General features: G+C 45.3%; 7 protein-coding genes. 4 read left to right on the forward strand and 3 right to left on the reverse strand.

The genetic code is table 11. The features are described 5' to 3' along the window. The first annotated feature begins 87 nt into the window (after nucleotides 1-87). The 4 genes from MC7420_RS32285 to MC7420_RS32300 all read left to right on the forward strand — a co-directional run bounded on the left by MC7420_RS32285 (nucleotide 88) and on the right by MC7420_RS32300 (nucleotide 8,761). Nucleotides 88-1,881, forward strand: coding sequence for a ribonuclease J (locus MC7420_RS32285; protein WP_006106001.1), 1,794 nt, complete (start codon nucleotides 88-90; stop codon nucleotides 1,879-1,881). 694 nt (nucleotides 1,882-2,575) lie between these two features. Continuing rightward, nucleotides 2,576-4,495 carry an AMP-binding protein gene (locus MC7420_RS32290; protein WP_006106040.1) on the forward strand — a complete coding sequence of 640 codons (1,920 nt, stop codon included), beginning with the start codon at nucleotides 2,576-2,578 and terminating at the stop codon, nucleotides 4,493-4,495. A 103-nt stretch (nucleotides 4,496-4,598) separates the two neighbouring features. Continuing rightward, nucleotides 4,599-5,432, forward strand: coding sequence for an isocitrate lyase/PEP mutase family protein (locus MC7420_RS32295; protein ID WP_044211008.1), 834 nt, complete (start codon nucleotides 4,599-4,601; stop codon nucleotides 5,430-5,432). Continuing rightward, nucleotides 5,429-8,761: a non-ribosomal peptide synthetase gene (locus MC7420_RS32300; RefSeq protein WP_006106018.1), complete on the forward strand. Its 3,333-nt coding sequence runs from the start codon at nucleotides 5,429-5,431 to the stop codon at nucleotides 8,759-8,761. Before MC7420_RS32295 ends, MC7420_RS32300 begins: the two co-directional genes overlap by 4 nt. Before the next feature lie 65 nt (nucleotides 8,762-8,826). Here the strand turns inward: MC7420_RS32300 and MC7420_RS32305 are convergent, their stop codons facing one another. Genes MC7420_RS32305 through MC7420_RS32315 form a run of 3 tightly spaced genes read right to left on the reverse strand, consistent with a single transcriptional unit; the run spans nucleotide 8,827 to nucleotide 13,086 of the window. Continuing rightward, a complete protein-coding gene (locus MC7420_RS32305) occupies nucleotides 8,827-10,626 on the reverse strand; it encodes a non-ribosomal peptide synthetase (protein ID WP_006105989.1) in 1,800 nt (599 codons plus the stop codon). A gap of 31 nt (nucleotides 10,627-10,657) precedes the next feature. Then, nucleotides 10,658-12,328, reverse strand: coding sequence for a thiamine pyrophosphate-binding protein (locus MC7420_RS32310; protein WP_006106038.1), 1,671 nt, complete (start codon nucleotides 12,326-12,328; stop codon nucleotides 10,658-10,660). Next, complete coding sequence (locus MC7420_RS32315) at nucleotides 12,325-13,086, reverse strand: SDR family NAD(P)-dependent oxidoreductase (protein ID WP_006106050.1); 762 nt, start codon at nucleotides 13,084-13,086, stop codon at nucleotides 12,325-12,327. Before MC7420_RS32315 ends, MC7420_RS32310 begins: the two co-directional genes overlap by 4 nt. Nucleotides 13,087-13,359 lie beyond the last annotated feature (273 nt).

The following is a 13,359-nucleotide window of genomic DNA, read 5'->3' on the forward strand; positions in this document are numbered from 1 at the left end:
TAGTCTAGATTAAATAAGACAAGTTTATCGCCCAGAAAATATTTCTAAGAAATGGCAATTTTCAATTCAGGTTTAACGTTGTAATTAATGAGTAATAGAACTCTCAAAGGAGGCAAATTGACTAGCAAAAAATCTTCACCCGCTCTAAAAATTATTCCCTTAGGTGGGCTGCATGAAATTGGCAAAAATACCTGCATTTTCGAGTTCAACGACGAGATTATTCTCTTGGATGCAGGATTAGGATTTCCCAATGATGAAATGCACGGGGTTAATATCGTTCTACCCGATATGACCTATTTGCGGGAAAATCGCCATAAAATCAAGGGTATGATTGTCACCCATGGTCACGAAGATCATATTGGTGGACTTCCCTATCACTTGAAGCAATTTGATATTCCCGTCATTCACGGACCTAGACTGGCGATGGCGCTGCTGAAAGGCAAACTGGAGGAAGCTGGAGTTAGCGATCGCACCAAGTTAAATTCCGTGAGTCCTCGCGACATGGTGCGGATTGGCTCGTCCTTTATGGTCGAATATATCCGCAACACTCACTCTATTGCCGATAGTTTTACCGTCGCGATTCACACACCCATTGGCGTCGTTGTCCACACCGGAGACTTCAAAGTCGATCATACCCCGGTCGATGGTGAATACTTTGATTTTCAACGATTAGCCGAACACGGGGAAAAAGGTGTCCTTTGTCTCCTCAGCGATTCCACCAACGCCGAAGTACCCGGACACACCCCATCTGAAGCGTCTGTTTATCCCAATCTGGATCGTATTTTCTCCCAAGCACCGGGACGAATACTGGTCACCACATTCGCCTCATCAGTTCATCGAGTGCAACTCATCTTAGATCTGGCACAAAAACAAAACCGTGTAGTGTCTGTTGTCGGGCGCTCCATGCTCAATGTTATTGCCCAAGCTCGTAATCTGGGGTATATAAAATGTCCCGATAGCTTATTTGAGCCACTCCACGCCGCGAATAGTTTACCCCCAGAAAAAGTATTAATTTTAACCACTGGGTCTCAAGGTGAACCTTTAGCTGCTCTTACCCGTATTTCCAAAGGGGAACACCGGAAACTGAAAATTCAAGAGGGTGACACGGTAGTCTTTTCCGCGAACCCCATTCCCGGAAATACGATCGCGGTTGTCAATACCATTGATCGCCTAATGATGCAAGGGGCAAACGTGATCTATGGACGCCATCAAGGGATTCACGTTTCCGGTCATGGCGCTCAAGAAGATCATAAACTAATGCTCGCCTTAACCCGACCCAAGTTTTTCATGCCTGTTCACGGGGAACATCGGATGCTGATCCAACATGGCAAAATGGCGCAAAAGATGGGTATCCCGGCGGAAAATATCGTGATTACCAATAACGGCGATATGGTGGAATTAACTGAAGATAGCATTAGTGTTGTTGGTCAAGTTCCCTCCGGTATTGAGTTAGTCGATCGCTCTGGTATTGTCCATCATGAAGTCCTCAAAGAACGTCAGCAGTTAGCGGGAGACGGTGTAGTAACTGTCGCCGCCGCCGTAAGTTGGGAGGGTAAACTCCTCGCCCAACCCGAAATTCACCTGCGGGGTGTCGTGGCTAGTGTGGAGAAATCCCTACTCCAGCAGTTAGTGATTAAGCGGATTGAACGCACATTGAGTGAGCAGTGGACAGACTTTGCCAAGTCATTGGATGGCAAAAAACAACCAGAAGTTGACTGGACAGGATTGCAACAGAAAATTGAGGGAGATTTAGAACGGTTAACTCGCCGCGAACTGCAAAGTCGTCCTCTAGTAGTATTCTTACTACAAAATCCTGAGGAACCCCAAGTGAAACGGGTAGGGCGTCGTCGCCAGCGCACAGCAGCTCAGGCGGCTTCTTAGGATCAATGGTACTGACTGGTATGCTGGTGGGTTGAGCGAAGTCGAAACCCACCCTACGGTATATCAAGGGTTTGAGCGAATCACTGTAGAGACGTACCATGGTACGTCTCTACAATGTTGATAGGATGCTTCCTCAAAGCATTGAAATCTAAGGGTTTCCGACGTTTGCAGCAAGCCCTATATAGGTCTATACAGCGCTTTGCGCTGTAATAGGACTTACGCAAAGGGTCTATATGTAGGGTGTGTTAGCGAAGCGTAACGCACCTTAATCAGTATATCTGGTGTGACTGCGTAAGTCCTATGTAATAAAGTACAGTAGATCAAAGTCCCTCTTTTTAAGGGGGATTTAGGGGGATCGACAATGTACCGCATAGCAGAGCAAACTGCTATATTTGTCCAAAGTCCAATGTATAAAGATTTATTAAGAATTAGGTATAGCTACTTTTCATTATACTCGGCTCAGAGCTAGTCTGATGAAGCAGGATTAACAGTAACGAGAAAAAGTAATGGATTACTTTTTCTAAACTTAGTCAATTCAGAGATTTGCCAATACGTGATAAATTCTACATCTCAAGATATGGTTATCTTTGTGTTTTTTTGTACCGATGTACTCCTAAATTCGCTTTGAGAATTCCCTTTATAGCTTGGGGTCTTTTTTCTTGGAGCCTTCTGCAATGATTAAAGTTGAAAAAAAATGAGTCCTTTTGACCAACATATCTCAGAGCTTTCAGCTAATCCGTGTATTCCCAGTTTATTCAACAATCAAGCCCAGAAAAATCCTGATGCGATCGCGATAACTGCACCTGGGCGTATCCCCCTTACCTATCAGGGGGTTTGGCATCATCTGCAGCAAGTTGTCACCACCTTAAACGCCATGGGTATAAGTCGTAATGACCGAGTGGCGATCGCTCTTGCCAATGGTCCGGAAATGGCGATGGCGTTTTTAGGGGTAGCCTCGGGTGCAACGTGTGCCCCCCTGAATCCAACCTATCGCGCCCAGGAATTTGACTTTTATCTGTCGGATCTCAATGCCAAAGTCCTGATTACCCAGTCAGGAGTCGCTGAACCCGCCAAAGAGGTTGCCCAAGCACGCGGAATTCCCATTCTAGAACTGTCTCCCCAACTCGACGCCGCCGCCGGACTGTTTAGCCTAACAGGGGGTCAACCGGGTAATCTGAATCCGGGGGGATTTGCCCAACCCGATGATGTGGCTTTAGTCCTCCATACCTCCGGTACAACATCCCGTCCCAAAATGGTGCCATTGACTCACCGTAACCTCTGCACCTCTGCACAGAACATTCGTGTCGCCCTAAATCTCGAACCCGGCGATCGCTGTTTGAATGTTATGCCCCTGTTTCATATTCATGGCTTAATTGGAGCTTTGTTGTCATCCCTGAGTGCGGGGGCGAGTGTGGTTTGTAGCCCTGGGTTTTATGCGCCTCAATTTTTTGCCTGGGTGGATGAATTTAAACCCACCTGGTATTCAGCAGTTCCCACCATGCACCAAGGGATATTGGCACGGGTTGAAGCGAATCGTGAAATCATCGCACGTTGTCCCATCCGGTTGATTCGTTCCTCTTCGGCTCCCTTACCCCCTCAAATTATGGCAGCGTTAGAGGAGGCATTCAAGGCTCCGGTGATAGAATCTTATGGGATGACGGAAGCCTCTCATCAAATGGCAAGTAATCCCTTACCCCCCCACGTCCGAAAACCAGGTTCTGTTGGTATTGCAGCCGGTCCAGAATTAGGGATTATGGATGAAACGGGTAACTTGCTCCCGTTAGAAACCGTTGGAGAAGTGGTGATTCGTGGCGCTAATGTAACGCAAGGCTATGAAAATAATCCCGATGCCAATGAAAAAGCCTTTACCCATGGTTGGTTTCGCACCGGGGATTTGGGTTATTTAGATGCAGATCAGTATTTATTTCTCAAGGGACGAATTAAGGAAATTATTAATCGAGGCGGCGAAAAAATTTCCCCCCGCGAAGTGGATGAAGTGTTACTAGATCATCCAGCTATTGATCAGGTGGTGACATTTGCCGCTCCCCATACCTTGTTAGGTGAAGATGTGGCAGCGGCAGTCGTTTTGCGTGAAAAGGCATCGGTAACTGAGCAAGACATTAAAGAGTTTGCTGCCGAGCGATTGGCGGAGTTTAAAGTTCCCCGTGTGGTGCTATTTGTTGATGAAATTCCCAAAGGACCGACGGGTAAGCGGCAACGAATTGGTTTGGCAGAAAAACTGGGACTTACTGCTTCTGATCCAATTGCACCCCGCCCCGACTATACTCCCCCGTGCACGGGAATTGAAGCGGAGTTAGTGCAAATTTGGTCTCAGGTGTTGGGAGTGGAATCCGTGGGAATTCATGACAACTTTTTCCAGTTGGGTGGCGATTCGATTCTCGCTGCTCAAATTACCAATCGGGTACGACAAGCTTTTCAGGTTGAGTTATCGTTCTTGGTGTTTTTTCAACAACCTACGGTTGCTCGCATGGCGGTGAAAATTGCCCAATGTCAAGCAGAAGCCATGAAGTCTGAGGAGTTAGCGGAGATGTTAGCGGATATTGACGCCCTCTCTGATGAAGACGCCCAACGATTGCTGGATCAGATGCAGTAAATCCTGTTTAGAGTTGCGCTTGGGCGCTAAAAATCTTAGGAGCGCCTAATACAAACCCTTACCTCAACTAAGTCATTATCAGTACGAGTAAATGAGTCAGAATATGAATAACCATTTAGGCTATCAATTACGCCAAGACATGAAAACCAGAGACATTATTCCGTTTATGGGAGTTTATGATGTCTTTTCGGCATCAATTGCGGGGAAGTATTATGACAGTATTTTTATTAGTGGGTTTAGTTTTGCTGCCAGTTATTACGGTTTGCCCGATATAGGGTTTATTGCCTGGTCGGATATTGTTGCCTTTGTCCAACGGGTAAAAACAGTGCTACCACAGCATTACCTTCTTGTGGACATTGATGACGGCTATGTGGATACTGAAGTCGCTTGTCATGTTGTGTCTCTGTTGGAATCGATTGGTGCTTCCGGTGTAATTATTGAAGACCAAAAACGACCGAGACGGTGTGGTCACTTTGAGGGGAAACTGTTAATGGAGTTGCCGGATTTTTTGCAGAAGTTGAAACGAGTTCTGGTAACCCGAAAAGATTTAGTGGTGGTGGCGCGAACAGATGCTACAGATATGGATGACATTCTTAGAAGGACTACAGCCTACGCCGAGGCGGGAGCTGATGCGATATTGGCAGATGGGATTACCAGTTTAGAGGTGATTAAAACCCTTAAATGTCATTTGGATAAGCCGATTGTATTTAACCAAATTGCTGGGGGTAAATCACCCATCTGTAGCTTGACTGAACTTAAGGAAGCGGGGGTGTCTCTGGTTAATTATAGTACCCCTTGTTTATTTGCCGCTCAGACTGCCCTAGAAGAGACAATGAAACGGCTGAGAGAACAAGATGGGTTTTTGCTAAAAAACAAAATAGGGGTAGGGGAATGTACGGCGCTGTTGAATCAAAATTTGGTGAGCAATGACAAATGACAAATAACAGTATTAACAACTATATTACTCAACTCTCATCAGCGAAACGGGCATTATTAGAGCAGAGGCTGAAACAAAAAGCAGTCCAGGCGGCTTTTGCACAGTCTATCCCCCAACTCCGCGATCGCGACTCAGCACCCCTGTCTTTTTCTCAAGCAAGAATGTGGTTTCTTGACCAGTTGGAACCGAGAAATGCTGCCTACAATCGCCCTTCTAATATTCACCTAACGGGTCAATTGAATGTCTCTGATTTGGAACAAAGTCTCAACGAAATTGTACGTCGCCACGACATATTACGGACTAGGTTTCCGGCAGTCAATGGGCAACCGACTCAGGTAATTATGCCTACATTGACCTTAACATTGCCTATTATAGACTTAAGCAATTTACCCCAAAACCAGCGAGACGCTGAAGTTCAACGTCTGGCAATTCAAGAGGCACAGCAGCACTTTAATTTATCTCAATTACCCTTAATCAACGCCATTTTATTGCGACTCAGCCAGGAAGAACATATCTTACTAATTACCCTCCATCATATTATTTTTGATGCTTGGTCAATGGGGGTTTTGATTCAGGAACTTGTCGCACTTTATGAAGCGTTTTCTACAGGTCAATCCAATCCTTTACCAGAGTTGCCCATTCAATATGCTGATTTTGCTCAATGGCAACGACAACGGTGGCAGGGAGAAGGGTTACAGTCTCAGCTAGCTTACTGGAAACAGCAGCTAGGGGGTGAATTACCTGTTCTAGAATTACCCACGGATCGACCCCGTGGAGCCATTCAAACCTTTCAGGGGGCGAGGCATTCTCTACTGTTACCGAAGCAACTAAGTGATGCACTTAAGGCATTGAGTCAACGGGAAGGGGTAACATTATTTATGACCTTGTTAGCAGCCTTCCAAACATTACTCTATCGCTACACGGGTCAAAAAGACGTTATTGTCGGGACTCCAATTGCTGGACGCGATCGCACGGAAACAGAACCACTGATTGGTGTGTTTATCAATACCTTAGTCTTGCGGACGCAAATACAGGGAACTATTACGTTTCGAGAACTGTTGAGTCGGGTACGTGAGATGGCTTTAGCCGCCTATAAAAATCAAGATGTACCCTTTGAGAAATTAGTAGAGGAACTGCAACCTGAACGAGATTTAAGCCATACTCCTTTGTTTCAGGTGTTGTTTCAGTTAAGGAATGTTCCGAATAAAATTGTCAAACTACAGGATTTAAGATTTATTGATTGCCAGTTTGATCGCGGCATTGCCGCTTTTGATTTGACCTTAGACATTATCGATAAAACTGAGGGACTGTTTTGTCAGTTTGAATACAACACAAACTTATTCAATAAAACAACGATCCAACGCATCGCCAATCATTTTCAAGTCTTGTTAGAGGGAATCATTACTCAGCCAGTACAGGTAATCAGTCGATTACCCATTTTAAAGGAATCCCAACGGCATCAGTTATTAGTGGAGTGGAATAACACTCAAACCGATTATCCCAAAGATAAATGTATTCATCAGTTATTTGAAGAGCAAGTCGAGAAAACACCGGATGCTGTAGCCCTAGTATTTAATCAACAACAACTGACTTACCGAGAATTAAATAATCGGGCTAATCAATTGGCACACTATCTGCAAACATTAGGTGTAAAACCCGAAGACTTAGTCGGGATTTGTGTTGAGCGTTCCCTAGACCTGATTGTCGGACTATTAGCTATTCTCAAATCCGGTGGTGCTTATGTCCCCTTTGACCCAACTGATCCGGCTGAACGTATCGCTTATATGCTCGAAGATGCTCAAGTAGGAATGCTGTTGACTCAAGACAGTTTAGTCAAAGAACTTCCCGTTGGTAATCCTCAACTCATTCCTTTAGATTCACAGTGGCAGATAATCTCTCAACAAAGCTCAGAAAATCCTCTGACTGTTGTCACTGCTGATAACTTAGCTTACATTAACTATACCTCCGGCTCAACAGGCAAACCCAAAGGCGTAAAAGTTCTGCACCGAGGGGTGATTCGTCTACTGTTTGGCATCGATTATGTCCACCTAGATGCCCAACAACGATTGTTACAAATGGCACCCATTTCTTTTGATGCGGCTACCTTTGAGATTTGGGGAGCGTTGTTACATGGTGCCAGGTGCATCCTATTTCCCGAAACTGTGCCAACGGCTCAGACATTGAAAGAGGTCATTCACACCCATAACATCACCACCTTATGGCTAACATCGGCATTATTTAATGGGATTGTGGCTGAAGATGCCGAGGCGTTATCGGGAGTCCCACAATTACTCACGGGCGGAGAAGCCCTTTCAGTTAAACCAGTTAAAAAAGCACTGGCGGCTTTGCCATCAACTCAGATTATTAATGGATATGGTCCGACGGAAAACACGACATTTACTTGTTGCTATTCTTTGCCCAAACAGCTTCCAGGAACTGAATTATCAATCTCCATCGGTCGTCCGATAAGTAATACCCAAGTTTATCTGCTTGATGCTTATTTTCAACCGGTGCCCATTGGTGTAACCGGGGAACTCTATATCGGCGGTGATGGACTAGCTAGGGGTTATCTGAATCGCCCCGAATTAACAGGGGAGAAATTTATTCCTAATCCTTTTAGTTATCAAACTAATGCCCGTTTGTACAAAACCGGAGATTTAGCGCGGTATCGAGCGGATGGTAATATTGAATTTATGGGTCGGATTGATAATCAAATTAAACTGCGGGGTTTCCGGATTGAGCTGGGAGAAATTGAAGCGGTTTTAACCCAACACATTTCAGTGCAATACGCCGTTGTCATTGTCAGAAAAGACCAACTCGGTCATAAACGTTTGGTTGCTTATTTCACCTCTAACTCAGAACAATCGATTACCGATGAATTACGCTCGTTCCTCAAATCTAAGCTACCGGATTATATGATTCCATCAGCTTTTGTTAAATTGGAGGCGTTACCCCTAACGTCCAATGGCAAAGTTGACCGTCGCGCTTTACCTAAATCTGAGATAGAAGATACACTATCCAATAAGTTTATCCCACCCCGTAACTCGACAGAGGCGCAATTAGCGGCTATCTGGTCATCGGTTCTAGGAATTGATAACGTGGGAATTAATCACAACTTTTTTGAGTTGGGAGGACATTCTTTATTAGCCACTCAGGTGATTTCCCGTATCCGCCAAGCTTTCAATGTAGAGTTACCGTTGCGTGCTTTGTTTGAAGCGCCGACAGTAGCTGAATTAGCCGAACGCATTGAAACAATTCGTTGGGTCATACAACCCTTTGCATCTAAGGATCAGAACGCCATCAGCGATGACGAACAAGGAGAACTATGACATAGTACTAATGTTCGCTATTACCCCACAACTGAATCCCTGATCCCTGTAACTGTGTGAGTCAGTCATATCTCTCCCTCCTCGTAATCCTCTTTAACCCCATAGGATTTCTCAATTTCCTGACTCAATCCGGCTACCGTAGGCGTAGCGAAAAAACTTAGAAACGAGAGTTCTATGCCAAAGGCTTGACGTAGGCGTGAAATCACCTGAGTGGCTAAGAGTGAATGTCCGCCTAAGGCAAAAAAATTATCATCCAATCCGATAGTCTCTATCCCCAAGACTTCTGAGCAAATTTGGGCAATTTTCACTTCTGTCTCAGTGCGTGGCGTCGCATAAATCGGAGTCAGTTTATCAGAAAAGTAAGCAGCTAATTCTTGCCGTATAATTTTGCCTGTCGTTCCTCTGGGGATTGATTCGACGATGAGGATCTGACTAGGAATTTTGTAAGGTGCTAAATGGTCAAAAAGATAATCGCGCAGGTGCTGAAGTGATACGTCATTCTCTTTCAAAACAACCGCCGCCGCAATATCTTCTCCCAAGGAGGGGTGAGAAATACCAAAAGTTGCCACTTCAAGCACTTGTGGATGTTTCAATAAAACAGCATCAACCTCTTGGGGAGAAATCTTCTCTCCACCTCGGTTAATCATTTCCTTTGAGCGTCCCACTAAAAATAGATCCCCTTCCGCGTCTAAATATCCGATATCTCCTGTACGAAACCAACCGTTGATAAAAGCGGTTGGATTGGCTTCGAGATTATCAAGATAGCCTGGGGTGACATGGTTTCCCCGTACAGCAATTTCACCGACTTGTTGGGGCGGTAAAGGTTCACCCGATTCGTTAATAATGGCAACGTTTCCATTCACCACTTTTCCCACAGAGCCAGGTTTATCAACCGAGGGAGGAAGGGGTGTATTGGTAATGGTTAAAGCTTCGCTCATGCCATAGGCTTCTAAAAAAGGCACATTCAAGAGTTCTGTTAACTCTTTTTTGACGTGAGGAGATAAGGCGGCGGAACCGGAGCGAATGAACTGCAAAGGGAGTTTTGGGGTAATTTTGGGGGCGGCTTGTAAAATGGCTTGATGGATGGTGGGTGGGACAGAAAACCAAGTTGCTTGTGATTGGTTTAGCCACTGCCAAAACACACTCGCTTCAAAGTTTCCATAAAGGCAAATCAGGTTACCTGCGATGAGGGGGACAACCCCATTGGTGACTAATCCATGAACATGGAACAACGGCAAAACGTTGAGGCAAATATCATCTGTCCCCAATTGAAGACAATCTTTAACGTTAGAGCTAGAGTAGCAGAGTCCTTTGTGAGTCACTGGCACGAACTTTGGTTGTGCTGTTGAGCCAGAGGTTTGAAACACAAAGGCAATATCCTCTGGAGAGGGAGGAGACAATACAGACTGAGTTTTAATTTCTGTTGTTTCTTGAAGCTGAAACCAGCCAGTGCGGTTGGGGAGAGGAGTTGCCAGGATAATGGGTAGATCGAGTTGTACGGCGGCTTTAGCGGCGGCGTCAGCACAGTTAGAAACAATGACAAGGGCTTGGGGGTGTAGTTGCTGGAGATAGGTCAGAAATTCGGATTGGGTGAAGTTGGGGTTGAGGGGGATACAAATGGCACTCGACGCAATGGCGAAACTCAGGCTGAGAGTAACCGCACTATTGGCAGGTGCAACCATTACCACGCGCTGTTCTCGGCAGATCCCCCATTGCCTCAATTGGCGTTGTGTTTGATCAACTAATTCCCAAAGATGCTGATAGGTTAAAGGAGGTGATGCTAAAGAACTCAGTGCCAGGTGTTCGGGGTAAATTGCGGCTTGCGCTTTCAGAATTTGCCAAAGTGTCGTCGGTTGATCATTCATCGCTAATGCTTTTCTAGTGATAGGTTCTGGTTTAGGGATAGAGGGGTTGAATAATCGGGGTAATCGCTTCAATGACAAAGGGCTGACGACGGGATAGGGCTTGCTCAATCGCTAACTTCAAAGCTGGCAAGGTAGAAACTTTTGTTCCTGCTACTCCTAGAGACTGAGCCAACTGAACCCAGTTGATTGGAGGAAGTTTGGTGTGTTGACTAGCGGCAGATTGCGGAGCATAACGGGCATAAACACTACCGTAAGCCTGATTATTGCAAACCACATAGATAATGGGTAATTGATAGCGGGCAGCGGTGGCAATTTCAAATCCGTGCATTCGCATTGAACCGTCTCCGGTGACAACTAATACTGTTTTTTCCGGATGGGCAAGTTGCACCCCCACTCCCGCCGCGATCGCCCAGCCCATTGGTGCGGTACTATGGGCTGAAAAAAAGGAAAAGGGTATCTTACATCGCCACGCATACCCTGCCACTCTTCTAGCTACACCAGCATCAACACAGAGCAGGGTATCATCAGGGAGTTGCTGATTTAACGTGTTTAACAACGGCTCAAGGGGAATCGCCAAGTCAAACCCTTCGCTACCTAGATTCGGGTTCCACGCTACCGCTTGTAATGACTGAAGCCATTGTTGACGTAATGGTTTTGAGTGCCACAATCCGGCTAACTGCTGATGATCTAATTCAAAAAAGTTTTGTAAGAATGCACTGTAATTGGAAATCAGTAATTGGCGTTCACAGCTTAGGGTAAATCGTTGGAGAGGGTTTTGGTTAATTAAAAATAAACGCTCTTCTAAATAGTTTTGAGGAGTCCAGCCCAGACAATCTGGCTCGCTCAGATTTACACCAATTAGCACAATAGCATCAATATCATCACGAGCTAAAGCGTGAGTTGCCCGTTGATTGCCACTGAAACCAAACGTTCCTAAGCAAAGCGGGTGGTGTTCTGGCATAATGCCTTTAGCCGAAGCAACAATTGCTACGGGTAAGCAGAATTTTTCGGCTAAGGCAAGCAGCCATTGCGCTTCTTGAGTAGAGGCAAGTTGACCCACGAGCAAGAGAATGTTCTGATTGTGATTTAAAAATTGGCAAAGGTTAGTCCAATTGATGTCTGACGGCTTTGGCAGTATCGGGAGCGCCGGATTCGACTCAGCCATCGGTTTTTTTGGGGAATAAACGGCTTGCTGAACATCAAGGGGGATAGAAAGAAAAGCTGGGCAACGTAACTCAAAAGCCGTAGCGGTTAGGGCTTGTTTTAAATACTCATCGAATCGTTCAGGTTGAGTCACTTTCGCCGCATAGTCCACGGCGCGTTGAAAAAGCTCATAATCTCTGGTTCCTTGCATCCCTCCATCTTGAAATGCCCCGAAACCCTCTTGTGCAACTGAAATACTACCAACAATGAACAATACTGAACTGCGATCAAGACGAGCCGTAATCGCCGCCGTGAGTAAATTGCTAGCACCAGGCGCACCGATACATAGGCAAACTCCCCGGTTTTGAGCAGCACGCGCATAGCCATCTGCCATAAAGCCTGCACCCAATTCATGATTGGCGATAATGGGCTGAATTTGGGATGAATTAACGACGCTCTCAAACAACGGATCAATCAATTTTCCAGGGATTGTAAAAACGAATTGAGTTTGATTTTGAGTAAGCTGATCAACAAGGTAGTCGCTATTGGTATAAATCATGACATAAAGCATCCTCCATTCACATCAATCACGGCACCCGTAATATAAGAGGCTTCGTCTGAGGCGAGAAACGCGATCGCGGGCGCAATGTCTTCGGGTTTACCCAGTCGCCCGAGAGGAATAGTATCGATGATTTTCTGTTGCGCTTCAGGGGATAAGGTTGACCACCTCTGAGCAATGCGTTCAGTTAATGTTGCACCTGGGGCAACTGTATTTACCGTGATATTATCCGACGCCAGAAGTGCGGCTAAATGCCGAGTCATCCCAATCAAACCGGCTTTACTTGCTGAATAATCTACTCCTGCCAACAGAGATTTATCTCGCCCAGCCAAGGAAGATACATTTACAATCCGCCCATATTGCTGTTGTTTAAACACGGTAGCTACTTTCTGACAGCAACGGAACACTGAACTTAGATTGCGGTTTAATATCTCATTCCATTCTGTCATCGTAATCTGCTCCAGGGGTTTCGCTGGTGCCCCCCCTCCTGCATTATTAATCCAAATATCAATGCGTCCAAACTGTTCTAGAGGCTTTTGCACCAACCGATCCAGGGTTAGAGCCTCACAAATATCTCCCCGAATTACCAAAGGCGATGTATAGTTCCGAGCAATTTCCGCTGCAACGGCTTCTAGCTGTTCTTCTTTTCGGGCATTCAAAACTACGGTTGATCCCTCTTTTGCTAGCAACGTTGCTGTCGCTTTGCCAATCCCTGAAGACGCTCCCGTAATCACCGCTATCTTATTTTTAAATCTCATTTAAAATAATCACACTTACTCGTTTTAATTATATAGTTTTTCACCCATAAAGAGGCTGAAAACCTCTTCCGTCCTGCACGTTCTCCAGTTTCTCTCCTAGACTTGACAATTTTTCAAGTCCATCATGCTTTCTCTAACTGGTTTCGGACTGAACTGTAAAAGTTAAAGTTACAGGTAAAATATTTGTCTTATTATTATCAATGTTATATACTTAGAACAGGTTACGTCAAGTCCCATTAATAAAAATGCCTAAAATCCTTGCTGCTCAAGCCT

The organism is Coleofasciculus chthonoplastes PCC 7420, from assembly GCF_000155555.1.
GTDB lineage: Bacteria > Cyanobacteriota > Cyanobacteriia > Cyanobacteriales > Coleofasciculaceae > Coleofasciculus > Coleofasciculus chthonoplastes_A.

Coding starts and splice junctions, on each gene's coding strand:
- MC7420_RS32285 (WP_006106001.1), top strand. CDS start 88: ATGAGTAATAGAACTCTCAAAGGAGGCAAATTGACTAGCAAAAAATCT.
- MC7420_RS32290 (WP_006106040.1), top strand. CDS start 2,576: ATGAGTCCTTTTGACCAACATATCTCAGAGCTTTCAGCTAATCCGTGT.
- MC7420_RS32295 (WP_044211008.1), top strand. CDS start 4,599: ATGAATAACCATTTAGGCTATCAATTACGCCAAGACATGAAAACCAGA.
- MC7420_RS32300 (WP_006106018.1), top strand. CDS start 5,429: ATGACAAATAACAGTATTAACAACTATATTACTCAACTCTCATCAGCG.
- MC7420_RS32305 (WP_006105989.1), bottom strand. CDS start 10,626: ATGAATGATCAACCGACGACACTTTGGCAAATTCTGAAAGCGCAAGCC.
- MC7420_RS32310 (WP_006106038.1), bottom strand. CDS start 12,328: ATGATTTATACCAATAGCGACTACCTTGTTGATCAGCTTACTCAAAAT.
- MC7420_RS32315 (WP_006106050.1), bottom strand. CDS start 13,086: ATGAGATTTAAAAATAAGATAGCGGTGATTACGGGAGCGTCTTCAGGG.